At 65.4% G+C, this 24,074-nt stretch carries 23 protein-coding genes; 6 read left to right on the top strand and 17 right to left on the bottom strand.

The window, feature by feature from the left end; genetic code table 11:
- Positions 1-10 precede the first annotated feature (10 nt).
- Positions 11-616, top strand: coding sequence for a TetR/AcrR family transcriptional regulator (locus QTH86_RS17980; protein ID WP_286647562.1), 606 nt, complete (start codon positions 11-13; stop codon positions 614-616).
- A gap of 12 nt (positions 617-628) precedes the next feature.
- Here QTH86_RS17980 and QTH86_RS17975 read toward each other — a convergent pair whose 3' ends face one another.
- Genes QTH86_RS17975 through QTH86_RS17955 form a run of 5 tightly spaced genes read right to left on the bottom strand, consistent with a single transcriptional unit; the run spans position 629 to position 4,786 of the window.
- A complete protein-coding gene (locus QTH86_RS17975) occupies positions 629-1,927 on the bottom strand; it encodes an NAD(P)/FAD-dependent oxidoreductase (protein WP_286647561.1) in 1,299 nt (432 codons plus the stop codon).
- 8 nt (positions 1,928-1,935) lie between these two features.
- Complete coding sequence (locus QTH86_RS17970) at positions 1,936-2,667, bottom strand: amino acid ABC transporter ATP-binding protein (RefSeq protein WP_286647560.1); 732 nt, start codon at positions 2,665-2,667, stop codon at positions 1,936-1,938.
- Positions 2,664-3,314, bottom strand: a complete 651-nt coding sequence (locus QTH86_RS17965; protein WP_286647559.1) for an amino acid ABC transporter permease — start codon at positions 3,312-3,314, stop codon at positions 2,664-2,666. The genes QTH86_RS17970 and QTH86_RS17965 overlap by 4 nt, the downstream gene beginning before the upstream one ends.
- Positions 3,315-3,329: 15 nt before the next feature.
- On the bottom strand, positions 3,330-4,088 hold the full coding sequence (locus tag QTH86_RS17960; RefSeq protein ID WP_286647558.1) for an ABC transporter substrate-binding protein: 759 nt from the start codon (positions 4,086-4,088) through the stop codon (positions 3,330-3,332).
- The gene (locus tag QTH86_RS17955) at positions 4,085-4,786 is read right to left on the bottom strand and encodes a helix-turn-helix domain-containing protein (RefSeq protein ID WP_286647557.1); all 702 of its coding nucleotides are present in this window, start codon (positions 4,784-4,786) and stop codon (positions 4,085-4,087) included. The genes QTH86_RS17960 and QTH86_RS17955 overlap by 4 nt, the downstream gene beginning before the upstream one ends.
- 240 nt (positions 4,787-5,026) lie before the next feature.
- Here QTH86_RS17955 and glgX point away from each other — a divergent pair, with 240 nt between their 5' ends.
- Positions 5,027-7,153 (top strand): glycogen debranching protein GlgX, encoded by a 2,127-nt coding sequence (glgX, locus tag QTH86_RS17950; protein ID WP_286647556.1) that lies wholly within the window; start codon positions 5,027-5,029, stop codon positions 7,151-7,153.
- A 21-nt stretch (positions 7,154-7,174) separates the two neighbouring features.
- Positions 7,175-7,933, top strand: coding sequence for a hypothetical protein (locus tag QTH86_RS17945; RefSeq protein ID WP_286647555.1), 759 nt, complete (start codon positions 7,175-7,177; stop codon positions 7,931-7,933).
- A 25-nt stretch (positions 7,934-7,958) separates the two neighbouring features.
- Here QTH86_RS17945 and QTH86_RS17940 read toward each other — a convergent pair whose 3' ends face one another.
- The 4 genes from QTH86_RS17940 to QTH86_RS17925 form a co-directional block, all read right to left on the bottom strand.
- Positions 7,959-8,189, bottom strand: a complete 231-nt coding sequence (locus QTH86_RS17940; protein ID WP_286647554.1) for a DUF3606 domain-containing protein — start codon at positions 8,187-8,189, stop codon at positions 7,959-7,961.
- Between the two features lie 121 nt (positions 8,190-8,310).
- Positions 8,311-8,502 carry a hypothetical protein gene (locus tag QTH86_RS17935; protein WP_286647553.1) on the bottom strand — a complete coding sequence of 64 codons (192 nt, stop codon included), beginning with the start codon at positions 8,500-8,502 and terminating at the stop codon, positions 8,311-8,313.
- 128 nt (positions 8,503-8,630) lie between these two features.
- On the bottom strand, positions 8,631-11,060 hold the full coding sequence (locus QTH86_RS17930) for a hypothetical protein (RefSeq protein ID WP_286647552.1): 2,430 nt from the start codon (positions 11,058-11,060) through the stop codon (positions 8,631-8,633).
- A gap of 505 nt (positions 11,061-11,565) precedes the next feature.
- A complete protein-coding gene (locus QTH86_RS17925) occupies positions 11,566-12,465 on the bottom strand; it encodes a LysR family transcriptional regulator (protein ID WP_286647551.1) in 900 nt (299 codons plus the stop codon).
- Positions 12,466-12,616: 151 nt separating this feature from the next.
- Here QTH86_RS17925 and QTH86_RS17920 point away from each other — a divergent pair, with 151 nt between their 5' ends.
- The 3 genes from QTH86_RS17920 (at position 12,617) to QTH86_RS17910 (ending at position 17,206) form a co-directional block, all read left to right on the top strand.
- Positions 12,617-13,270: a hydrolase gene (locus QTH86_RS17920; RefSeq protein ID WP_286647696.1), complete on the top strand. Its 654-nt coding sequence runs from the start codon at positions 12,617-12,619 to the stop codon at positions 13,268-13,270.
- A gap of 199 nt (positions 13,271-13,469) precedes the next feature.
- On the top strand, positions 13,470-15,287 hold the full coding sequence (locus QTH86_RS17915) for a DEAD/DEAH box helicase (protein WP_286647550.1): 1,818 nt from the start codon (positions 13,470-13,472) through the stop codon (positions 15,285-15,287).
- Between the two features lie 104 nt (positions 15,288-15,391).
- Positions 15,392-17,206, top strand: coding sequence for a hypothetical protein (locus QTH86_RS17910; protein WP_286647549.1), 1,815 nt, complete (start codon positions 15,392-15,394; stop codon positions 17,204-17,206).
- 297 nt (positions 17,207-17,503) lie between these two features.
- On the opposite strand, the gene QTH86_RS17905 is transcribed toward QTH86_RS17910, so the two are convergent.
- The 8 genes from QTH86_RS17905 to QTH86_RS17870 all read right to left on the bottom strand — a co-directional run bounded on the left by QTH86_RS17905 (position 17,504) and on the right by QTH86_RS17870 (position 24,074).
- Positions 17,504-18,196 (bottom strand): GntR family transcriptional regulator, encoded by a 693-nt coding sequence (locus tag QTH86_RS17905; protein ID WP_286647548.1) that lies wholly within the window; start codon positions 18,194-18,196, stop codon positions 17,504-17,506.
- A 16-nt stretch (positions 18,197-18,212) separates the two neighbouring features.
- Positions 18,213-18,881: an amino acid ABC transporter permease gene (locus QTH86_RS17900; RefSeq protein WP_286647547.1), complete on the bottom strand. Its 669-nt coding sequence runs from the start codon at positions 18,879-18,881 to the stop codon at positions 18,213-18,215.
- 6 nt (positions 18,882-18,887) lie between these two features.
- Positions 18,888-19,568, bottom strand: a complete 681-nt coding sequence (locus tag QTH86_RS17895) for an amino acid ABC transporter permease (protein ID WP_286647546.1) — start codon at positions 19,566-19,568, stop codon at positions 18,888-18,890.
- 22 nt (positions 19,569-19,590) lie between these two features.
- Positions 19,591-20,430, bottom strand: a complete 840-nt coding sequence (locus QTH86_RS17890; protein ID WP_286647545.1) for a transporter substrate-binding domain-containing protein — start codon at positions 20,428-20,430, stop codon at positions 19,591-19,593.
- Positions 20,431-20,473: 43 nt separating this feature from the next.
- Entirely contained in the window at positions 20,474-21,424 is a 951-nt protein-coding gene (locus QTH86_RS17885) for an aminotransferase class IV (RefSeq protein ID WP_286647544.1), read from the bottom strand.
- A gap of 20 nt (positions 21,425-21,444) precedes the next feature.
- Entirely contained in the window at positions 21,445-22,227 is a 783-nt protein-coding gene (locus QTH86_RS17880) for an amino acid ABC transporter ATP-binding protein (RefSeq protein WP_286647543.1), read from the bottom strand.
- A gap of 121 nt (positions 22,228-22,348) precedes the next feature.
- Positions 22,349-23,101 (bottom strand): SDR family NAD(P)-dependent oxidoreductase, encoded by a 753-nt coding sequence (locus QTH86_RS17875; RefSeq protein ID WP_286647542.1) that lies wholly within the window; start codon positions 23,099-23,101, stop codon positions 22,349-22,351.
- Between the two features lie 4 nt (positions 23,102-23,105).
- Positions 23,106-24,074, bottom strand: coding sequence for a Bug family tripartite tricarboxylate transporter substrate binding protein (locus QTH86_RS17870; RefSeq protein ID WP_286647541.1), 969 nt, complete (start codon positions 24,072-24,074; stop codon positions 23,106-23,108).

The raw sequence follows: 24,074 nt of genomic DNA, 5'->3' as shown, positions 1-24,074 counted from the left end.
CCGACGCAACATGCATGCCACCCCGCCCTCCGATGCCGAAGTGCCCGACGCGCCCCGGCGCCGCGGTCGCCCGCGCTCCGACGCGGCGACCAGCGCGGTGCTCGACGCCGCCTACCGGCTGAGCGCCACCGAAGGCCTGCGCGGCGCCACCATCCAGGCCATCGCCGCCGCATCGGGCGTGTCGAAGATGACCATCTACAAGTGGTGGGAGGGGCGCCTGCAGCTGTTGATCGACGCTTACATGCGCCAGGCGACGGTGATGCTGCCGCTCTCGGAAACGCTGCCGCCGCCCGAGGCGATCCGTGCCCACGTGCAGCAGTACCTGGTGGCGCTGCGCGGCGACCTGGGCCGGGTGCAGCTGGCGGTGCTGGCCGAGTGCATGGCCGAGACGGGCAACTCGGAGCTCTTCGTCGCGCGCTACCTCAGCGTTCGCCGCGCCCTGGGCGTGCGCGTGATCCGCCGTGGCCAGCGCGACGGCAGCATCGCGTCGCAGCGGCCGGCCGAGGCGCTGTACGACCAGATCTACGGGACCATCTTCTACCGCTTCCAGTTCGGGCTGAAGGGGCTCGACAAGGGCTTCGTGCAGGCGCTCGTCGATACCGCCTTCGCGGCCTGACGCGAAGGCGGCTCAGACGCCCCCGTCGGTCATCCGGTACCAGCCGATCACGGCCGAGACGTAGAGCCGGCGCAGGCCGTACAGCGGAAATGGCTTGATGCTCGACGGCGCGACAGGCAACGCCTGCTGGTTGCCGGTCGCGATGTACTCGGCCAGCGCCTGGCCCATGCGCGTCTGCAGGCCGACGCCACGGCCCTGGCAGCCGATGTCGATCAGCAACCCCGGCGCCGGTTCGTGCAGGTGCGGCATGTAGTCGCGCGTGATCGCGACATGCCCGCACCAGCGGTAGGCGATCGGCACGTCGGCCGCCTGCGGGAACAGCTTGCCGACCACGTTCTCCAGATGCGACCAGTTGCCGGGCTGCGACGGATCGGGCTCGCGGAAGCTGCCGCGGCCGCCCATGATGAGCCGGCCCGTGTGGTCGATGCGGTAGTACAGCAGCAGGTTGCGCGCGTCCGACGTCACATGGCCTTCGGGCAGGATGCTGCGGCGCACCGGCTCGGCCAGCGGCTCGGTCGCGACCTGGAACGAGTTCGCGTTGATGATGGATTTGCGCAGCTGCGGCCAGAGGTCGTCGGTGTAGCCGTTGGTGGCCAGCACCACACGTTCGGCCACCACCTTGGTGCCCTGCTTCGTGGTGACGTGCCACTTGCCGCCAGCCTGCGCCAACTGCGTGACCGGCGATGCGGTGTGGATCACCACGCCGGCGGCGATCGCGGCCCGTGCCAGCCCGCGCGCGTAGCTGAGCGGCTGCACGCCGCCGCCGCGCGGATCGACCCAGCCGCCGAAATACTTGTCGGTGCCGAGCAGGCGTGCCGTCTCTGCGCGATCGAGCAGCTGTGTGGCGACGCCCTGCGCGCCCCAGTCGCGCGCACGGCGTTCGGCCAGCTTGAGGGCATCCGTCGTGTGCGAGCCCTGGATCCAGCCGCGCCGCACATGCGGCACGTCCATCCGGTGCTTGTCGATCAGGTCGAACACCGCGTCCGCGGTGCTCCCCGCGAAGTCGACGAGGCGCTGGCCTTTCTCGGCGCCGAACATCGCGATCAGTTCGCTCGGGTCGTGCTTGAGGCCGGGGATGACCTGCCCGCCGTTGCGGCCCGAGCCGCCGAAGCCGACCTCTCGCGCCTCCAGCACCACCACGCGCACGCCGCGCTCGGCCAGGTGCAAGGCCGTGCTCAAGCCGCAGTAGCCGGCGCCGACGATGACCACGTCGGCCTGCGCGTCGCTGTCGAGCGGCGCCGTGTCCGGCGCGGGCGCGGCGGTCGCGGCCCAGAGCGACGGCGTCAACGGAAAGAACTCTTCTTGCGGCATGGTGCCTTTCACATCGGATGGAGAACGCGCCGCAGGAAGTCCTGCGTGCGCGGGTGTTGCGGGTTGCCCAGCAGCTCGGCCGAGGGGCCCTGCTCGGCCACGACGCCGCCGTCGATGAACAACACGCGGTCGGCCACCTCGCGCGCGAACTGCATCTCGTGCGTGACCACGACCATCGTCATGCCGGTTTCGGCGAGCTTGCGCATCACGTCCAGCACGTCGCCGACCAGTTCGGGGTCGAGCGCGGACGTGGGTTCGTCGAACAGGATGGCCTTGGGGTTCATCGCCAGTGCGCGGGCGATCGCCACGCGTTGCTGCTGGCCGCCCGAGAGCTGCGAAGGCCGCGCGTCGATCTTCTCGGCGAGGCCCACGCTGGCCAGCAACTCCTTCGCATGGTCGATGGCCCCCGCACGCGGCTCGCCCTTCACGAAGACCGGCCCTTCGATGATGTTCTCCAGCACGCTGCGGTGCGGGAACAGGTTGAAGCGCTGGAACACCATCGCCACTTCGGTGCGGATCTGCTTGATGCTGGGCGCCTGGTGGTCGACGTGCACGCCGTCGATGTCGATGGTGCCGCCGCTGTAGCTCTCCAGCCCGTTGATGCAGCGCAGGATGGTCGACTTGCCCGAGCCCGAGGGGCCGATGATGCAGACCACCTCGCCCTTGGCGACCGAGGCGTCGACGCCTTTGAGCACATGGTGCGTGCCGAAGAATTTCTGAAGTCCGCGGATCTCGATCATGGCTTGTTCCGCTTCTCGAGATGCCGCACGAAGAGGATCAGCGGCACGCACATGACGAGGTACATCACCGCGACCATCGAGAACACCGTGGCGTTCTGGAAGGTCGAGGTGGCGATCAGCTTGCCCTGCAGCGCGAGTTCGGCGACCGTGATGGTGGAGGCCTGCGACGAGTCCTTCAGCATCATGATCATGATGTTGCCGTAGGGCGGCAGCACGATCTTCACGGCCTGCGGCAGCACCACGCGCCGCATCATCAGCGGCCAGCCCATGCCCATGGCGCGCGCGGCTTCCACCTGCCCATGGTCGACCGCTTCGATGCCCGCGCGGAAATTCTCCGACTGGTAGGCCGAATACGCGATGCCCAGGCCGAGGATCGAGGCCTGCACCGCCGACAGCGAGAGGCCGAAGTCCGGCATCACGAAGTAGAGGAAGAACAGCAGCACGATGATCGGGATGCCGCGCAGCAGGTTGACGATAGTCGTGGCGATGTTCGCCAGCCAGCGGATGCCCGACACGCGCATGACGGCCCACACCATGCCCAGCACGGTCGACAGCGCCAGCGAGCCGAGCGTCACCAGGATGGTGAGCCAGGCCCCCTGCAGCAGGATCGGGAAGTACTCCCGGATGCGTTCGAGCAACACGAGCATGGCCGTGCACGCCGATCAGGACGCCAGGCCCCACTTCTTCAGGATGCCGTCGATCGTGCCGTCGGCCTTGAGCTTGGTGAGCGCGGCGTTGACCTTGCCCATCGTCTCCGTGTCGCCCTTGCGCGTTGCGATGCCGATGCTGTTGACCATGGTCGGCTTGAAGGTCGTCGCCATGCGCAGGTTGGGGAACAGGCCGCGCGAGATCGCGAAGCCCGCGATCGGCGAATCGAGAAAGCCCGCGTCGATGCGGCCGGCGTTGGCGTCGCGCATCAGGTCGGCGGTGGTGTCGTAGAGCTTGACTTCGGTGAAGAGGCCGCTCTTCTGCAGCGGATCGACGAAGGCGGTACCGACCTGCACGCCGACGCGCTTGCCCTTCAGGTCGGCCATCGTGACGTAGCCCGTCTTGTCGGTCACCGGAACGACCACGCCTTCGCCATAGCTGTAGATCGGCTGCGAGAAGTCGACCACCTCGAGCCGCACCGGCGTGATGAACATGGCCGCCGAGATCAGGTCGATGCGCTTGGTGGTGAGCGAGCTGATGAGCGTGGAGAACTGCATCGCCTCGATCTGCACCTCGAAGCCGGCCTCCTTGCCGACGGCCTTCACGATGTCCGACATCACGCCATCGATGGTGTTGGTCTTGGTGTCGAGGAAAGTGAAAGGGCTGCCGGTCGGCGTGGAGCCGACCTTCAGCACGGCCTGGGCCGAGGCCGGTGCCGTGATCGTCAACGCGAGCGCCGCGAACAGCGAAGCGACAAGTGCGGGGAGCTTCATGGTGTCTTTCCTTGGAGGGTGGACGGTTGCGGGAGGGGAGGCACGGGGGAATGGGGAGCGCGGGTGATGGCCCACAGCACGGTGGTGAGCGTGGGGCCGGGGTTGCGCCAGCGGCGCGGCGTGCTGCCGTCGTAGCAGAAGCTGTCACCGGCATGCAGCTTGAGCAGCCGGTCATTGACGAAGAGTTCGAGCTGGCCTTCGATCACGTAGCCGACCTGCTCACCACGGTGGGTGAAGAAGAGTTCGTCACCGGTCGAGCCGCCCGACTCGATGACCGCGCGGTAGAGCTCGACGTGGCCGGTCGCGGCCGGCGGCGTCAGGTTTTCCTTGTGGATGCCCTTGTCGCCCAGGTCGATGCGGCGGTGCGCGCCCACACGCACCACCGCGCCGTCGACCTCGTCCTGCGCGTCGCCGTGCGTGCTGTTGCGCACCAGCATTTCCATCGGGAGCTGCAGTTCGTGCGCGAGCGCCTCGAGCGTGCGCATCGAAATGGAGCGCAAGCCGCGTTCGAGCTGGCTCAGCAGGCTCACCGAGATGCCGGCCGCCTGCGCCACATGCAGCAGAGATCGGCCCATGGCCTTGCGCCGGCGCCTCAACTGCTCGCCCAGCCACAGGTCGATCACCGAATGGATGCGGTGTGCCGACCCGGCGTCCGGTGCGGGGCCGGATGCGGCGGTGAAGGGCTGTCGTCTGTTCATGGGGCTGGGGGCGGAGTCAGGTAAAACTTTCACGTTTGTGAATATTTCACACGCAAGAGCCGCGCCAGCTTAGCCCGGGCCTGACCGCTGCCTATCCGTACAAACGCGCGCAGTGGACCGCCGTCCGTCGGCATCGGGCAAATGGCCGACGAGGGTTTTCGCCTACGAGAAGTCCGGCTGGCCCGCCGTAGCGGCCACGCCTGCACAAGCGCACATTGCTGATCTTTGCCCGGAGCGTTGATGCCTGCACCCGTGACTTCCCATGCGCTCGAAGAAGGCGCCCCCCACCCGCTGGGTGCCACCTACACCGGCCGCGGCGTCAACTTCGCCGTCTTTTCGGCCCACGCCACGAAGGTGCAGGTCTGCCTGTACGACGACGCCGGCACCACCGAGACGGCCTGCATCACGCTGCCCGAATACACCGACGAGGTCTGGCACGGCTTCGTGCCGGGGCTGGAGCCTGGCACGCGCTACGGCCTGCGGGTGCACGGCCCCTACGAGCCGGAGCAGGGCCACCGCTTCAACCACCACAAGCTGCTGCTCGACCCGTATGCCAAGGCACACATGGGCGAGCTCCAGTGGGGCCCGGAGCTGTTCGGCTACACCGTCGGCCACCCCGATGGCGACCTGAGCTTCGACGAGCGCGACAGCGCGCCCTTCATGCCCAAGTGCGTGGTGGTCGATTCGCGCTACCAGTGGACGCAGACCGACGCGCCGCGCGTGCCCTGGAACCAGACCGTCTTCTACGAGACGCACGTGCGCGGCTTCACCATGAAGCACCCCAAGGTGCCCGAGCTGTTCCGCGGCACCTTCGCCGGCCTGGCGCTCGACGACGTGATCGGCCCGATCAAGGAACTGGGCGTGACCAGCGTCGAGCTGCTGCCGGTGCAGATGTTCCTGAACCAGCCCTTCCTCACCGAGAAGGGGCTGACCAACTACTGGGGCTACGACACCATCGGCTTCTTCGCGCTCGACCAGCGCTACATGGACGGCCCGAACATCGACGAGTTCAAGAACATGGTCGACCGCTTCCACGCCCACGGGCTGGAAGTGATCATGGACGTGGTCTACAACCACACGCCCGAAGGCAACGAGATGGGCCCGACCATCTCCTTCAAGGGCATCGACAACGCCAGCTACTACCGCCTGCTGCCCGACCAGCCGCGCTACTACATCAACGACACGGGCACCGGCAACACGGTGAACCTGAGCCACCCGCGCGTGCTGCAGATGGTGACCGACAGCCTGCGCTACTGGGTGACCGAGATGCACGTCGACGGCTTCCGCTTCGACCTGGCCACCATCCTGGCGCGCGAGCCGCACGGCTTCGACGAAGGCGGCGGCTTCCTCGACAGCTGCCGGCAGGACCCGGTGCTCTCCAGCGTCAAGCTCATCGCCGAGCCCTGGGACATCGGCCCCGGCGGCTACCAGGTCGGCGGCTTCCCGCCCGGCTGGGCCGAATGGAACGACCAGTTCCGCGACACCGTGCGCGCCTTCTGGAAGGGCGACGAAGCCATGGCGCCGGCCCTGGCGCAGTGCGTGACCGCCAGCAGCGACCGCTTCAACAAGCGCGGCCGCCGGCCCTGGGCCAGTGTCAACTTCATCACCGCGCACGACGGCTTCACGCTGGCCGACACCACCAGCTACAACGAGAAGCACAACGACGCCAACAACGAGGGCAACCGCGACGGCCATTCGGACAACCGCAGCTGGAACTGCGGCGTCGAAGGCCCGACCGACGACCCCGAGGTGCTCGCCCTGCGCGCCCGCCAGCAGCGCAACATGCTCGCCACGCTGCTGCTGTCGCAGGGCACGCCCATGCTGCTGGCCGGCGACGAGTTCGCCCGCACGCAGCAGGGCAACAACAACGCCTACTGCCAGGACAGCGACATCTCCTGGTTCGACTGGGAAGCCGCCAGCGCGCCGGCCGGCCGCAGCCTGACGGTGTTCACCCAGCACCTCACGCATCTGCGCCACACGCTGCCGGTGCTGCGCCGCAACCGCTTCCTCACCGGCCAGTTCAGCGAGGCCGCGCAAGTGAAGGACTCGACCTGGCTCGCGCCCGACGGCAACGAGATGGACGAGGCCCACTGGACCGACCCGCAGACCCGCTGCTTCGGCCTGCTGCTCGAAGGCACCGCCCCCGCGTCGTCGTTGCCGCAGCCCGCGGCCGACGACAGCGTGCTGCTCGTCTTCAACGCGTGGGAAGGCGCCATCGACTTCGTGCTGCCGCCGCGCGCCGAAGGCAAGTCGTGGAAGCGCGTGATCGACACCGCGCTCGACCCGCAGGAAGATGCCGACTTCCAGCCTGGCCACGGCTACACCGTGACCGGCCGGTCGTTGCTCATGTTCACCTGCCAACCCTGACCCGACCGAGCCCGAGCGCCCATGACCGTTCTCTGCGCCAACTGCCACACCGCGAACCGCGACCGCGCCATGTTCTGCATCGGCTGCGCGGGCAAGCTGCCGGCCTTTGCCGCGACCGGCCCCTCCGCGCTCGACACCCTGGGCGCGCCGCTGGGTTCGACGGCCAAATCATCGGCGGGGACCCGCACGGAAGCGGGTTCAGCACGCGCCGGCACCACCACAGGCGCGGCACCACGCGGGTTGATGCTCGCGGTGCTGCTGCTCGGTGCCACCGTGCTGGTGCTTGCCGCCTGGATCAGTTTTGGCCCGGAGCGCGCGGCAGCGCCCGGCGTCGCCTCTGCGGCGGCGCCGCTCCAGCCGCTGCCCACCACGCCGGTTGCCGCGCCTGCCGCCGGCGCCGCGTCCACCACCATCGCCGCGCCTGCCGCTTCCGCAGCGGCGCCGGCCGTGCAAGTACCGCTGGACTCGGCACTCTCGCCCGGAGAGTCGATGGTGCCGACCATGCCGCGGCCTGCGTCGGCGCCCATCACTGCATCCGCACCGCCGGCCGCAAAGACGCCGGCCACGACGACGCTGCCACGCACGCCGACGACCACCATCGCCCGAGCGAATGCCGGCGATCCGCGTGCCGGCTGCGAGCACCTGTTCTTCGTGCTGGCCGCACGCTGCGAGGCCGAGCACTGCAGCCAAGCCGCGTACGCGCGCCATCCGCGCTGCGACGTGGTGCGCGAGCAGCGCCGTCGCGACGAGGCGCGGCGCAACCTCACCAGCGGCTACTGACGCTGTGGCACCGGGCGCAGTGCCCTCAGGCGCTGCCCACTTCCTTCACCCGCTCCTTGTTGGTCGTGCTTCGGCTGCCCTTGAGGTGCATCTCGACATCGGTGGCGCGGTCACCGACCCTCGACACCGCTTCCTTCAACTGATCCTCGGTCACGGCGAGCTTCCTAGCCCATTCCGCGAGCGAGGCGTCGGACACGAGGTCGATGCGGTCGGGCTCGGTGCCATTCGGGGCATGGCGTCGGTCGTTGTCGGTCATGGTGTGTTCCTTCCTTGCGGAGCGTTGGTTCGATGACTTGAACTTAGCAACGCCTCGCACGCCCCCCTGTAGGCGCAAGGGGCCGACACGGGTCTGTCTGGGCCGACGTGTCGGCGGCGGATCAGTTGGTGCGCTGCACGGCCGGGTCCGTGCTGCTGGCCGGCGCCGACGACGGCGATGCCTGGCCGACCGGGTCGGTCACGGTCGGGGCGCTGGACGCCGCCGCATCGTCTCCGTCACTCCCACCGCCACCGCAGCCGCTGATCAGGGCGGCGATGGACAGGAGAACGAGCGCGTTGAGTTTGGCTGACATGTGGATTTCTTTCTTGAATAGGGATGAGGGGGCGACGGCCGCACGCCCGCCAGGCCGCCGAATGGCGCCTGGCAGGGAGGAAGATGTGCAGCGTCAGGGATGGGTGGTGTGTGCACCACCCGTCGACATCAGTTGATGTTCGCGCCCATCGCGTGGAAGGGCTTGCCCGGGACCTTGAACGTGCCGCCGTATTCGAAGGGCGCGTTGTCGAGCAGCTTGCAACCGCCCTTGGCCGGCGAGCAGGCCGTCGTCGCCGGGTTGGTGTGCCAGACCATCGGGCCGTACAGGAAGTTGTGGATGCCCTTGCCGCCGTAGTCGGCCACGCTGAGCACGTAGCTTTCGGAGCCATGGTTGTCGGTGTCTTCCGTCGAGATCGGGTCGACCATCCGGCTTTCCTGCAGCGTGCGTGCCACGGACCCCGAGTTGATGTTCGCGTCGAAGCGAACCCACTGGATCTTCCGGTCGCCGCGCGAGGTCACGATCATCTCGCGCTCGACGGAGTTCGGGTAGATCTCCCTCGGGGGCGCTGCCTTCTCCTTGGCATAGGCGAGGCCGGTCGGGTTGCGGCCGACGGCCACCGAGAAGCGCTCGACGATGTCCGACGGCGTGCCGCCGGCCTGCTGGTTCAGGTAGCCCGATCCGAGGTCGAACACCCGCAGCTTGCCTTCTTGCGTGGCGATGAATGCGCGGAACGGTGCGGCCAGCGCCACCTTCACGGCCGTCGGCCGGTTGTCCAGGTCCATCACCTTGACCACCGACGGCTTCTGGCTCGGCGCCACGTCGAAGGTGTACGGCCACTGCGAGGGCTGCGTGCCGCGGTTGGCGATCATGCTGTTGAAGCCCGACTGCGATTGACCGAAGTACTGCTGCTTGTAGTACGCCAGGAGCGGGCGCAGGTCCACGAACGCGGCGCGCTTTTCCGACTTGGAGATCACCACCGCCATGCCGGTGCGGGCGTAGGCGTTGGACAGGTCGCCGTTGAAGTAGCGGGCGCGAACGCTGGAATTGTCCAGGTCGGTGTCGAAATAGCGGCGAACGAGCTGGTAGTCGTTGTTGGCCAGACCGGTGGACACGGAGATCTCCGTCGGCGCTCTCATGCTCTCGGGCAGGTCCACGAAGCCGATGAGCTTGATGAAGTTGTAGTTGCCCAGCCCGGGCAGGCCCGGGTAGGAACGCTTCCAGTTGCCCCAGTTGCCGCTCCACTGCGATTCGTTGGCCATGGTGCAGTTCTGGCAACCGTCACCCAGCGCCAGCACGGCGACCTGTCCGCGCATGGCGGCCGTGTCCCACACGGTCACCAGCGCGAACTCACCGCTGTTGGTGATGGTGATGGCCGTGGGCACCTTGCCCGAAGGCAGCTGCGTGCTCATCATCGTGCTGGCGGTGTTGCTACCGACGCTCACGATGCGGCCGTCGGCGTAGACCGCCAGGGTGCTGGTGCACCAGCCGCCGCGGCCATAGCACTTGCCCAGCGCCACCGGCTTGTCGAGCGGGAAGCTCTTGAGGTAGGAGACGATGCTCGCGTCGAGCGCGCCGCCGTCGTTGGCGGGGCCGTCGTAGCGCGTCCAGCTCGGCTCGGGCTCGACCGACATCGTGTTGTGCGCCATGCCGATGGCCTGCACGGAGCCCAGGCCCGGGGCATAGGACTTCTTGTAGAAGCTGGCGTCGGGCGTGGCGTCGGCGATGTAGCCGAAGTTCAGGATGCTCGAGCTGTAGTCGCCCGGCTCGTAGTCGAGCGGCCCGCCGACTTGCCAATTGCCGCACCAGCCCGTCCAGCCGCAACCGCGGTTGCCTCGGCCGTTGGGGTTCTGGATCGACAGCATGTTCATCGACTGGCTGGGGCGCTTGCCGTAGGTGGGCAGGCCGCTGAGCGTGGCGGTGCCGTATTCCGTCGAGGACGGGCCGTAGCGGTAGGCGATGGCCGCGTCGGTGCCCATCTTCTGGGCCATGGCCTGGTATTCCGCATTCGACACTGCGCCGTTGACCATCACGTCGCCGGAAATGCCCAGCACGTTCGAGTTGGACGGAGCAGGTGCGGGCGCGGGCGCAGGGGCCGGTGCCGGTGCCGGTGCGGGGCTCGGCGCTGGCGCAGGGGCCGGTGCCGGAGCAGGCGCCGGGGTGGACGTGGTGGCCGTGTAGCAGGACTTGCTCGCGCCCGGAGCCGGGTCGCCGAACAGCTGGTCGCCGCAGGTGTAGGTGCCCGCAGCGAGCACCTTGGTCACCGTCTGGGTGCCCCGCCCGTACACGACGCTCGTCGTCGTCGTCAGCGTGAAGCTGCCACTTTGACCGGTGATCTCCTTGAGCTGCGTGGTGGAGGAGCTCGGTGCAGGCGCTGGCGCCGGGGCGGGTGCGGGTGCCGGTGCCGACGCACTGTCCGCGAAGCACGACTTCGGGAGGCCGGGCGCGGGATCGCCGAACAGCTGGTCACCGCAGATATAGGAGCCGCTCGCCAAGGTCTTGGCGTTGAACGCGTTGTTGGCGCCGTAGCGAACCACCGTGCTGCTGCTCAGCGAGAACCCGCCGCCTTGACCGGTGATGTAGCGGCTTTGCGCGAGCACGGAAGTGGGATGGAGAGTGGCAATGGCGGCAACGGCGCCCAAGCATGAGACAAGTAGTTTCGACACGATAAAAGGTGGATTGCACGACCGCCGAACGAGGTGCATGGCAAAGCAACGGCCTCTGGGAGACCACTGCGCCCGTTCGACTACCGGCGAGAAAATTACAGAAGATCTGCAACCCTCTTGCGAAGGCTGCAAACGGAGAACTGAGCTGCAAGGCATGTCGGATATCGCCGACACCTGCTGGAGACAAGCCCCTACTCATCCTTTTCGGATGGCGCGATTGGACGGTGTCCGGGAAAGTTCCGCAATCTTTTGCACACACAGTTGCAGCTCTCACGTTTGACCGGGCGAGACTTGCTCCGCGCAGCCACGCCATGTTTCAGGCGCGTAACGAAGAGCGCACGATAGCGGCCGAAACCGAAACTTTCGGCCTCTTGCGAGCGTGGCGAGGTTTCGCTGACATGCGCCATTGCGCTGGCGGCGGCAGGCGCGCCTGCTTTCCTCAGATGTGGGCAGCCCACCCGCCGTCGTCCGGCGACTCGTTGCAGTACTCGATCAGTAGCTCGGTCAGGACGCGTATCTTTCTCGCGGGGTGCTGGCCGGGGGGCCGAATGACGTAGGCACCTGCCGGAGGCGGTGGATAACGTTCCATGATCGGCACGAGTGCGCCGGCGGCCACGTACTCCTTCGTGAGCCAATCGGGCAAATAGGCGATGCCGAGTCCGGCGACCGCAGCGGCGACCAACGCGATGCCGTTGTCGGCCTTGAACCGCCCCTGCGGTCGCACGGTGAGGGTCCGGTCGCCGTCCATCAGCTGCCAAGCCTCGGTGCCCTGCATCAGGGCTTCATGGGCGCCAAGCTCGTCCGGCGTCTCGGGCGAACCGTGTGCACTGACATAGGCCGGGCTCGCGACGAGCTTTCCGTAGATCGGGCCGACGCGCCGTGCGATCAGGTTGGAATCCTCGAGATAGCCCACCCGAATCGCACAGTCGTAGCCTTCGGCGATGAGATCGACAAAGCGATCGCTGTAACAGGTCTGGATGTGAAGCTGGGGATGGCGCCGCGCCATTTCAGCGAGCATGGGCGCGAAGTGGGTCGAGCCGAACGTCTGTGGCACGGCGACCCGCAGACGGCCACGCAGGTCGCCCTCCGGCAGGATCGTTTCCTTCGCCACGTCCATTTCCGCGCAGATCCGGGCCGCATGGTCCCGGAACGTGGTGCCAGCTTCCGTCAGGGCGGCCCCGCGGGTGGACCGCGAAAGGAGCTGCACGCCGAGCTCCGCCTCCAGCCGCACCAGCCGGCGGCTGACCATCGATTTGGAGATGCCGAGCCGCACGGCAGCGGACGACACACCGCCCGCATGGGCCACCTCGACAAAAGTACGCAGGTCTTCGATGTCCATTCTGGTGTTCCTTAAATCGCGACACAGCACGCCGAAAGATGGTACTACCGCGCCCATTCAAGGAACGCAATACTTTCTGCTGGCGACATCGCCAAGGGCGCATCGCGCCACAACCCCAGCCCGCTACAGCGGCGAAACCAAGGAATTTCCAATGACTTTTCGCAACGGCCTCTCCTCGCTTCTGCGTCCCGAAGATTCGGTCCTCGTGCTGATCGACCACCAGCCTTACCAACTGGCGAACGTGAACAGTCACGAACCGCAAATGGTCGTCAACAACACCGTGGGACTGGCGAAGGCCGCCAAGGCCTTCGGCGTTCCCGTCATCCTGACGAGCGTGATCGCCGAGCGGGGCGGGCTCCTGTTCCCCCAGATCACCGATGTGTTCCCCGGCCAGGAAGTCATCGATCGGACCTTCATCAACACCTGGCAGGACAAGAAGACGGTCGACGCGGTCAAGGCCACCGGCCGCAAGCAGCTGGTCATCGCGGGCCTGTGGACCGAGGTGTGCGTCGCGATGCCGACGATCCAGGCGCTCGGCGAGGGCTGGGACGTCACCGTCGTCACCGATGCGTCCGGCGGCGTTTCCGTCGAGGCGCATCAGATCGCGATCCAGCGAATGATCGCGGCGGGCGCGAACATGATGACCTGGCTCGCCCTCGCCGCCGAATGGCAGCGCGACTGGGCTCGGGCCGAAACCGCTGCCGAGTTGACGAAAGTGATCGTGCAGCATGCCGGTGGCAGCGGCATCGCGTACCTGTGGGAGCAGCAGTTGCTCAACACGCCGGTGCCGGCGAACGCGGGCTGAGCGCGCAGCAGGGGATGAAGGCGAGGCTGCTCACCACGGCAGCACCTCGCCCAGATGGACGACTCCGCCGCTCGGTACGCCTCCATCGGTAAGGCACAAAGTCACAGCCAGCTCATCCGCTGGTTTGTAGGACTGTTCATACAGCGTTCAGGTAGGCATGATGGTTGTAAATAATTGTTATCGCCACGCCTGAACCCTCATGGCCGTTCTCATACCGTCGCTCGGCGCCAGCGTGTCCCGCATGACCACGGGCGAGCGCCGCCTGGCCGAACGGCTGGAACAGAAGCTCGATAGCGACTACCTCCTTTGGTACGACGTGCCGGTGGGACCGAAGCGGTCGCACCCCGACTTCATCGTGCTGCACCCGCTGCGCGGCCTGCTCATCCTCGAGGTCAAGGACTGGCGGCTCGAGACCATCCAGAAGGCCACCCGCGGCATGTGGGAGATCGTGCCTGGCGGCGAGCTGAAGTCGGTCAACAACCCTTTCGAGCAGGCGCGGCACTACGCCGAGGAAGTGGTCGACGCGCTCAAGCGCGACCCGCAACTGGTGCAGCCCAGCGGCAAGTGGCAGGGCATGCTGACTTTTCCGTGGAGTTACGGCGTCGTCTTCAGCCACATCACGCGCCGGCAGTTCGAGGCCAGCGGACTGCAGCACGCCATCGACGGCCATCGCGTGCTGTGCGCCGACGAGATGCAGGAGAACGCCGACCCCGAGGACCTGCAGAGCCGCCTGTGGGGGATGTTCCCCACGCTGATGCGCGGCGCGCTCACCCTGCCGCAGATCGACCGCGTGCGCTGGCTGCTGTTCCCCGAGGTGCGCGTCAACACGCAGCGCAGTCTGTTCGATAGCACCGACGCAGCGCAGGACGAAGCCGCCGAGCGCGCGCTGCCCAGCATCCTGAGCGTGATGGACCTGCAGCAGGAGCAACTGGCACGCAGCTTGGGCGACGGCCACCGCGTGATCCACGGCGTGGCGGGCTCGGGCAAGACCATGATCCTCGGCTACCGCGCCGAATTCCTGGCCCAGGCCGCCAGCGCCGCCAAGCCCGTGCTCGTGCTTTGCTACAACGAGCCGCTGGCCGTGAAGCTCGCGTCGGTCATGGAGGCCAAGGGCCTGAGCGAGCGCGTGCACGTGCGCAACTTCCACAAGTGGTGCCGGCAGCAACTCGTCGCCTTCGGCCAGGAACTGCCGCCGCAGAAGATGGCGACCGGCGCCAAGATGGACGACATGGTCGACCGCGTGATCCGCGCCGTCGACCGCAAGCACATCCCGTCGGGCCAGTACCTCGCCGTGCTCATCGACGAAGGCCACGACTTCCGCCCCGAATGGCTGAAGCTGGTGACGCAGATGGTCGACCCGAGCACCAACAGCCTGCTGCTTCTGTACGACGACGCGCAGAGCATCTACGAGCGGCAGCGCAGCAAGCAGTTCAGCTTCAAGAGCGTCGGCATCCAGGCGCAGGGGCGCACGACGGTGCTGAAGATCAACTACCGCAACACGCGGCAGATCCTGCAGACGGCGAGCCAGATCGCGGGCGGGCTGCTCACCGCCGAGAACTCTGAGCAGGGCGAAGACGGCATCCCGCTGCTGTTGCCCGTGAGCTGTGGCCGCGAAGGGCCAGAGCCGATGGTGATCGACCTGCCCACGCTGCACGAAGAGGCCGCGAAGGTCGCCGAGCTGCTGAGCGCGGCGCATCAGGAAGGGCATGCGTGGGGCGACATGGCGGTGCTGTGTCGGCACTACGAGGGGATGGAGGAATGCGCGCGTGCGCTGGCGCGCCGCAGGCTGCCGCATCAGGTGCGCCATAGGTCGGGGGATTTCAGGCCGCTGGAGGACAGCATCAAGGTGATGACGATGCATGTCAGCAAGGGGTTGGAGTTTCCGATCGTGACGGTGATGGGGCTCAACGGATCGTCCCACAAGCAAGACGAGGTGGAAGCGGAAGCGAGGCTGCTATACGTCGCCGCGACGCGAGCGACACAACGACTTCTCATTGCGACGAAAGCACCAGCATGATCTTTGCAAATAGTGCTGGCCTAAGCCGGTAAAAGACGCCCCAATAAACCAAGCGCAGTCAAATTCTTGCACACAATAAAAAACACGGAGCTTCCGAAAATAAAATGAAGTATTTTCCAGATTCAATGTGGGAAGGCCTCCCAACAGTCGACTTCCGTCCACGATTTTTTGCGGAAACATTCATCGAAAAATTAAGCATGAATACACCGCACTTTCATCAATCGAGGCTAATGAACATCTTTAGCAGTTGTGCCGAAGCAATTGTTTATATAGAGGAATACAAGAAAAATGATCAGAATAAAGCATACTTATTCAACGTTCTCAAAGAAATTGAAAACTGTTGGGAATGCGATCCGGTCGCCAAAAAACTCATTGCGCATATAAAGGCTCCGTGCGCCCAACTATTCAAGAGCATTGAAAGTGGCAACTTCAGCGCTCCGCAACTTATTAGACTCCGCGTTCTATGTCGCGCCATACTAGCGCATGAAGACATTTATATTGAAACATTGGCGGCCGATCTCAAAAAATCATTGGTTGACCCGACGGATTTGTCAAAAAAAGGGAGGATAACGCAAGAGATTTATTCTCTAACCAGTCTGTATATAACCCATCTGCTCAACCGAGGGTATTCCCCTACATACCTTTACAACCGCGCGGCACTTTTTACACAACTAAAAGGTTACGGGAAACGAAACTTCGAGCAGCAATTCTCAGCGCTGGAAGAACGGCTTCGCACCAAGACCAGTCAGTATGACGTCTATTTTGCGTTACGCTCCAACAAGCCCAGCCTTTTGCTTGACATTCAAGACAAAACAACAATCAACTTCTCCGGCAAGATTCCGGAGTTTATTGCCACTCCGCATGGCAAAAAGATGCAGAAGGATTTTGAAGCAAATGTAGTCGCTCAAACCATGGTCGAATCTACGGATCACGTCAGCGCATCGTGGACAGCGAAGGAAACACTTGACAAGATGCTTGATGCGGTTACCGCTTTGGAATTGAATCCGCGCATTGAGACATCCGCAATATGTGTGGCAGTATCAAAGAACCAAAATCTGACCCATACAGAGACGCTAAACATAAATAGACTTATCAGCCTTCTTTCTTCAGAGGGCGGAACTTATTTTTCGAATTCTGGAACATCAATACTGCATGTTCTGTCAGTACTTAACGAAGATGGAAAAGAGCATTTAGGGAGATCTCTCCGCTACCTTAGGCTCGCAAGAAATTCCATCTCGCTTGAGCAAAAATTGATAAATCTATGGATCTCTCTCGAATCTATTTATTCGGATGGGGATGGTGGAATTCTCAGTAATATCACAGAATACGCTCCTCAAATCTATGCTGTGACTGGCATATATCGCCGCATCTGCTACATCAAAAAACTACTAGTTGACAATTCAATCGCCGCCCCACCAAAAATAAAAAAAGAAATTCTTGAAGAACAAGAGAAATTTTCACAAAGCACTTCTGATGAAGCTATTTTCAAAATACTTCAGACAGAAGAACTGTGTAAGGAACTACTTGAAAGCCTTGGAGAGCTTCACCATTTGAAGTTTCGCCTTTCATTAATTCACAGCGAACTCCAAGGGAATAAATCTATCGAAAATCGACTAAAAAGATCGAACGATGATGTAGAGCGCCAACTTCGGCGAATATATTTTCTTAGGAATAAAATTGCGCACACCGGTCATTACACAAATATACGGCCGCAACTGATTATCCATTTGCTTGACTATATAGCCGTGTGTTACATGGCAATCGCATCTTCGGCCAAAGTTGTCCGCCCCAAAAGCAAAAACTCGATAAATGATCTGATTGCAGCTTACAAAATGGGTACTGAGGTCGTTTGGCACAATGCCAAATCAAAAGAACCCATACTAAGCCTAGCCGCTCTGACGCCTCTGCCTATCATTTAACTCGGGAGGCGGTTCACGCCTTGCGTCGCAATCCGCAAGGGTGGAGTTCGGCCCATTGCGCAGCTTCCCTGACGCGACGTTCAGATACTCAGAGTCGCCCATACATCTACAGCTAAACTTTTTTACAGCAGGCTGAAGTGCTAGCTTCATTAAAGCCGGAATTGTCGCGATCGAATTGGAATCGTGAAGCGCATGCGTACGAGGCATCACCGCGGCGCTTTAAGCTTTATTTTGAATGCATCTACATGGAGAGCAGCGCTCAACCGCCAAGGGTTGCAGCAAGAGCGCATAGCGGTTTCATACTCGTGCGGCCGCCCCCCGCAACGCGGCCCGAATCGTCGACAACCCGCGCAGCAAATGCGCATCCAGCTCCTCCAGCATCGCGTTCAGGTCGTCCCCGATCGCCAGCTTCAGGAAGAGCTGGTGGTTCTCCGCATAGTCCGGCTTGGGCGTGTGCGTGAGCCGGCACACGGCGAAGCCGAGCTGGATCTTCTGCGTCATCTGCTGCCACACGTCGAGCAGCAGGTGGTTGCCGCAGCGTTCGTAGACCAGGCCGTGGAAGTGCGCCTCGGCGGCGCTTTCGCGGTTGAGGTCGCGGTTGGCAGCGGCTTCGGCCAGGGCTTCGTAGCGGGCGGTCATCTCGGTGCGGAAGGCGGCGTCGCGTTGCGGCCAGAGGCGGATGAAGGCCTGCTTTTCCATGATGCGGCGCACTTCGTACACGTCGCTCATCGTGTTCTCGTCGATGTCGGCGACGTAGGTGCCGGCATAGGGGCGGTTCACGACCAGGCCGGTCTCGATCAGCTCGCGAATGGCTTCGCGCAGCAGGCCGCGGCTCACGCCGAACTGGGTGGCGAAGTGGCTCTCCACCAACTGCGTGCCGGGCGCGATCTGGCCGGTGAGGATGGCGGTGCGCAGGGTCTGGGCGACGTAGTCGCGCCGCGTGGCGGACGGCGCGGGCGCGAAGTCGGGGAGAAGGGTATGGGTCGCCATCGGTGTTCGTTCGGGTTCAGTTGCTGCGCAGCGCAAGCCGCTTCTCGAGCCGGCCCGCGGCCCAGGCGCCGGGGTAGATGAGCACGAAGTAAATCACGGCCACGGCGGTGAGCATTTCCAGCGGTCGGTACGACACGGCACTGAGCGCGCGGCCCTGGTACATCAGCTCGTGCACGGCGATGACGGACGCGACGGAGGTGTTCTTCGCCAGCTCGATGCCGCGGTTGGTAAAGGCCGGCAGCATGCGCTTGAGCACCTGCGGCAGCACCACGCGGCGCAGCACCTGCGTGCGCTGCATGCCGATGGCGAGCGCGCCTTCCCACTGGCCCTTGGGCAGCGACGCGATGCCGCCGCGGAAGATCTCCGAGCAGTAGGCCGACGCGTTGAGCGTGAGCGCCAGCAACGCCGCGACGTAGGGGCTCAGCTGCACGCCGGTGACGATGGGGAACGCGTAGAAGAACCACACCAGCTGGATGAGGATGGGGATGTTGCGGAACAGTTCCATGTAGCCGCGCGCCGCCGCGCCGGCCCAGCGGTTGCCCGACCGCGCGCCCAGCGCGATCAGCACGCCGACGAGCATCGCCGCCGGGAAGGCCACCGCCCACAGGCCGGCCGTGACGCCCACGCCGCGCAGCAGCACGGGCCAGTTCTGCAGGATGACGCTGAAGTCCCAGGTGAAGTCCATGGCGGCTCAGGCTCCCTGCGGCCGGGTGTGCACGCCCAGCCGGTGTTCGAGCGCGCGGGCGCCGATGCTCAGCACCAGCAACGTGCAGAAGAAGATGGCCGCGACCACGGTGTAGACCTCGAGCGGGCGGAAGGTGATGGAGTTGATCTGCATCGCCTGGTAGAGCAGATCGGAATACGCCAGCGTCGACGCCAGCGCGGTGGTCTTGATGAGCTCGAACGACCGCTCGATGAAGGGCGGCACCATGCGCGCCATGGCCTGCGGCAGCACCACGCGGCGCAACGCCTGGAGCGGCTGCATGCCGATGGCGCGGGCGCCTTCCCACTGGCCGCGCTCGACCGACACCACGCCGCCGCGGAACACCTCGGCGAAGAAGGCGCCGGACTGCGTCGACAACGCGATGACGGCGGCCACGTACGGGTCGAGGCTCACGCCGATGAGCACCGGCAGGGCATAGAAGGCCCAGAAGAAATGCACCAGCGGCGGCGTGTTGCGATAGAACTCGATGAACCACAGCGCGGGCAATGCGAGCCAGCGCTTGCCCGACAGCCGCAGCACGGCGAGCACGATGCCGACCAGCACGCCCACCGCGATGGCGACGGCCGCGATCTTCATCGTGCCGATGAAGCCGGCCAGCAGCATGTCGCGGTGCGCCCAGACGCCGCTGAAGTCCCACGCGTAGTTCATGTTCTTCGCCGTCTTGCGCTGGTTACTGGCCCAGCGTTTCCTTCATCACGCCGGGCACGGTGGCCGCGTCGATGTTCTTCGTCTTGAGGTACTGCGCGTACAGCGCCTGCGTCTGGCCCGACGTGTAGAGCTTGCCGATGATGGTGTTGAGCTGGTCGCGGAAGGCGGTGTCGGCTTCGCGGCGGATGCCCACGCTGGTCGGCAGTGCGACGACCGGTTGCGGCACCACCACCTTGCCCTTGCGGATCTTCGAGTACGCGATGACCAGCGCCGGGTGATAGAAGCCGATGGCGTCGACGCGGCCCGACATGAAGGCGGCCACGGTCTCGTCGGTGTTGGTAAAGCGCTCGATCTTGGCCTTGGGCAGGCGCACGGTCAGGTCGCGGTCGGTGGCGGTGCCCAGGGCCACGCCGATGCGCACTTCGGGCTTGTCGAGGTCGGCCCAGTTCTTGGCGGCCAGGCCGTCTTTGGTGAGTACGCCTTGCGCGTACCAGAGCAGCGGGTTGGCCGGGAAATCGAGCGCCTTCTTGCGCTCCTCGGTGGCGTCGAGCACGAACATCGCGTCGATCTGGCCCGATTGCAGTGCGGCCACGCTGTTGCCCCAGGTGGTCTCGACCGGCGTCAGCTTCACGCCCATCTCCTTGGCGACCTGCTCGCCCAGCAGCACGCCCAGGCCGGTCCACTTGTCGGCGGCCGGATCGCAGAAGTACCACGGGTCGCCGGGTGCCACGCCGATGCGCAACTCGCCGGCCGATTTGACCTTCTGCAGGGTCTGCGCGGATGCGGCAAGGCTGCCGAGCGACAGGGCGGTGGCGAGCGTGACGGTGAGGGCACGGCGCAGGAACGAGGTGTTGGCGTTCATGGTGTTTCCGGTGGCAGGTTGAAGGACGTGGTTGAAGAAGAGATCAGGCCGCAGCCGGCAGCGTGCCGTGCGCTTCGGTGGCGCTTGCGATGTAGGCGCGGTAGAGCGCGTCGAGCCGCTGTGTGAGCGGGCCGCTCGGCACCAGCGCGCGGCCGTCGACCGCCTGCACCGGCGTGATGCCGGCCAGCGTGCCGGTGACGAAGGCTTCGTCGGCGGCGTACACCTCGGCCAGCGTGAAGTCGCCTTCGAACACCGGGATGCCCGCCTCGCGCGCGAGCCGGGCGATGGTGGCGCGGGTGATGCCGTTGAAGCAGTAGCGGCCCGACGAGGTCCACAGCGCGCCGTTGCGCACGATGAAGAAGTTGGTCGAGTTGCAGCTGGCGACGAAGCCGTGCGGGTCGAGCATCAGCGCCTCGTCGGCACCGGCCTGGATCGCCTGGATCAGCGCCTGGATGAAGTTGAGCCGGCTGTGTGAATTGAGCCGCAGGTCGAACACGTCGGGCCCGCTGCAGCGGAAGGTCGAGGTGAAGAGCTTCAGCCCCTTCTGCTTGGCCTCGGGCGTGACGACCTTGTGCTCGGCCACGCACACGATGGTGGCGCTGCCGATGATGAAGCGCGGGTCCTGGTTGGGCGTCTTCTTGACGCCGCGGGTGACCATCAGCCGCGCGTGGGCGCCGTCGCGCATGTCGTTGCGCAGGAACGTGTCGGTCACGACCTTCTTGATCTGGTCCTTGTTCATGCCGATGTCGAGCGAGATCGACTTGGCGCCTTCCCACAGGCGGTCGATGTGCGCGTCGAAGGACACGATGCGGCCGTCGACCAGCCGCACGCCTTCCCACACGCCGTCGCCGCAGACATAGCCGGCGTCGAACACCGACACCGTCGCCTGGTGGCGCGGCACGAAGTTGCCGTTGACGTAGACGAGCACCGCGTCGTTGCGGTCGTCGGGGGTGTAGGCCTGGGAACTGGTCTTGGAGAGGGTGTCGGCGGACATGGTTTTCGGGATCGGTTCGTTCAGAAATGGAAGGCGGTGAAGCGCTCGAGAAAGCGCTGCGTGCGTTCCTGCTTCGGGTGCTTGAGCACCTCGTCGGGCGTGCCGGTTTCGTGCAGCTGGCCGTCGGCGAGGAAGACCACCTTGGTGGCGAAGTGATAGGCGAAGCCCAGTTCATGGGTGACCAGCAGCATGGTCCGGCCTTCCTTGGCGAGCGCCAGGATGGTCGAGAGCACCTCGCCGACCAGCTCGGGGTCGAGCGAGGACGTGGGCTCGTCGAACAGCAACACCTCCGGCTCCATGGCCAGCGCGCGGGCGATGGCCACGCGTTGCTGCTGGCCGCCGGACAGATGGCCGGGATAGGCGTTGGCTTTCTCGGCGAGGCCCACCTTGGTCAATTCGCGCAGTGCGCGCTCACGTGCGTCGGCCGCCGACACACGTTTGACCGTGACCAGCCCCTCCATGACGTTCTGCAGCACCGTCATGTGCGGGAACAGGTTGAACTGCTGGAACACCATGCCGACCTGCTTGCGCACCTCGCTCAGCTCGGCCTGGCCGTAGCGGACCTCGCCGCCCGCGCCCGCCGCCGTGCCGACGGCGCGGCCCTTGAGCACCACGCGCCCGGCCGACGGCATTTCCATGAAGTTGAGGCAGCGCAGCAGCGTGCTCTTGCCCGAGCCGCTCGACCCGATGATGGCGATGCGGTCGCCCGGCTGGACGTCGAGGTCGATGCCGCGAAGCACGGCGTGATCGCCGAAGCGCTTGTGCAGGGCCTGGATCTGGAGGATGGGCGGTGTGGCGGTCATGGGTCGGCGGATCGTAGCGATTGTCTGACAATCGACAATCGGTAGTTCTACGACCCAAGCAAGCGGCATGCCTGCGTCGACGCGCCACCGCAGTGCGCGCGCCGCCCCCAGCGACCGGGCTTCAGTGGATGTGCGCCCCGCCGTTCACGTCGAGCGTCGCGCCGGTCATGAACGACGACAGCCCCGACGCCAGGAACAGGCACACGCCTGCCACTTCGCTCGGCGAGCCGGCCCGCCGCATCGGCCAGGCCTGGGCGATGGCGTGCTTGGCTTCGTCGGTGCTGCCGCTGCGCGAGAAGTCGGTGAGGATCAGGCCCGGCGCGACGGAGTTGACGCGGATGTTGTCCGGCCCCAGCTCGCGCGCCATGGCCCGCGCCAGGCCCTGCACGCCGGCCTTGGCCGCGCAGTAGTGCGCCCCGCCGAACACGCCGCCGCCCTGCTGCGCCGACATCGATGACACGCAGACGATGGCACCCGCGCGCCGTGCCCGCATCGACGGGATGACCGCCTGCGACAGGTTCAGCGTGCCCTTGAGCACCACGCCGGTGACGAGTTCGTAGTCGTCGTCGCTCACGTCGACCACGCCGCGTTTCTGCGTGATGCCGGCGTTGTTGACCAGCACGTCGACCTGACCGGCCCAGGCCAGCGTGCGTTCGATGGCGGCATGGCAGTCGGCGGCCGAGCGCACGTCGCAGACCAGCCCGAGCGCCTGCGGGCCGATCTCGGCAGCCGCCGCGTGCACCTCGGCTTCGTCGAGGTCGAGCATCACGACGCGGGCGCCGTGCTCCACGAAGAGTCGCGCGGTCGCCTTGCCGATACCGCGCTCGCGTGCGGCGCCGGAGATCACGGCGACGCGGTGGTCGAGCAGCTTCATCGGGTCACTCGAGCTTGAGGTTGGCGTCCTGCGCGATCTTTCGCCAGATCGGGATGTCGATCGCGTTGGCGGCGGCCTGCTCGGCGCCCGAGAGGTAATCGGCCGTGATGCCCAGCGCCACCAGCTTCGACACCACCTCGGGCTCCTTCAGCGTGGCCTGCAACGCCGCGGCCAGCTTGTCGACGATGGGCTTGGGCACGCCGGCCGGCGCGTACATCACCCAGCTGAGCGTCTTGTCGAAGTCGATGCCCTGCTCCTTGTAGCTCGCCACGTCCGGCAGGCTGGGCGAGCGCTGCGTGCACACGCCCAGCGCCTTCACGCGCCCTTCCTTGACGAAGGGCGTGCCCGTCGCCATGTCGACGAAGCCCACGCCGATGTGCCCGCCGAGGATGTCCGTCATGATCTGCGACGCGCCCTTGAAGGGCACGTGCGTGAGCTGGACGCCGGCCTTCTGGGCCAGCACCTCGCCGCAGAAGTGCCCGGTCGACCCGGGGCCCCAGCTCGCGTACTGCACGCCGGGCTTGGCCTTGGCCAGCGCCACGAATTCCTTGATGTCGTTGGCCGGGAAGTCCTTGGCCGCGACCATCACGATGGCCGAGGTGCCGATGCGGCCGATGGTCGCGAAGTCCTTGAGCGGGTCGTACGGCAGCTTGGGGTAGGTGGCCGGCGCCAGCGTGTGCGTCGACATGCCGCCGATGGTGATGGTGTAGCCGTCGGCCGGCGACGTTGCCACCGTGTGGGTGCCGATGGTGCCCGCCGCGCCGGGCTTGTTGTCGACGACGAAGGGTTGGTTCAGTCGCTTGCCCATCCGCTCCGCGAGGAGGCGGCCGAGCACGTCACCGCCGCCACCGGCCGAGAACGGCAGCAGCAGGTGCACCGGCTTGCTCGGGTAGTCGGCCGGGGCCGCTGCAGGCTGCGCCGCGGCCACCGCGCAGGCAGCGGCCAGCACCGCCCCCAATACGTACGTCTTCAT

Origin of the sequence: Variovorax sp. J2L1-78 (assembly GCF_030317205.1) — a bacterium.
Taxonomy (GTDB): domain Bacteria; phylum Pseudomonadota; class Gammaproteobacteria; order Burkholderiales; family Burkholderiaceae_C; genus Variovorax; species Variovorax arabinosiphilus.
The sequence above is the reverse complement of the archived record's forward strand: the minus strand, read 5'-3'. Positions and strand labels throughout refer to the sequence as shown.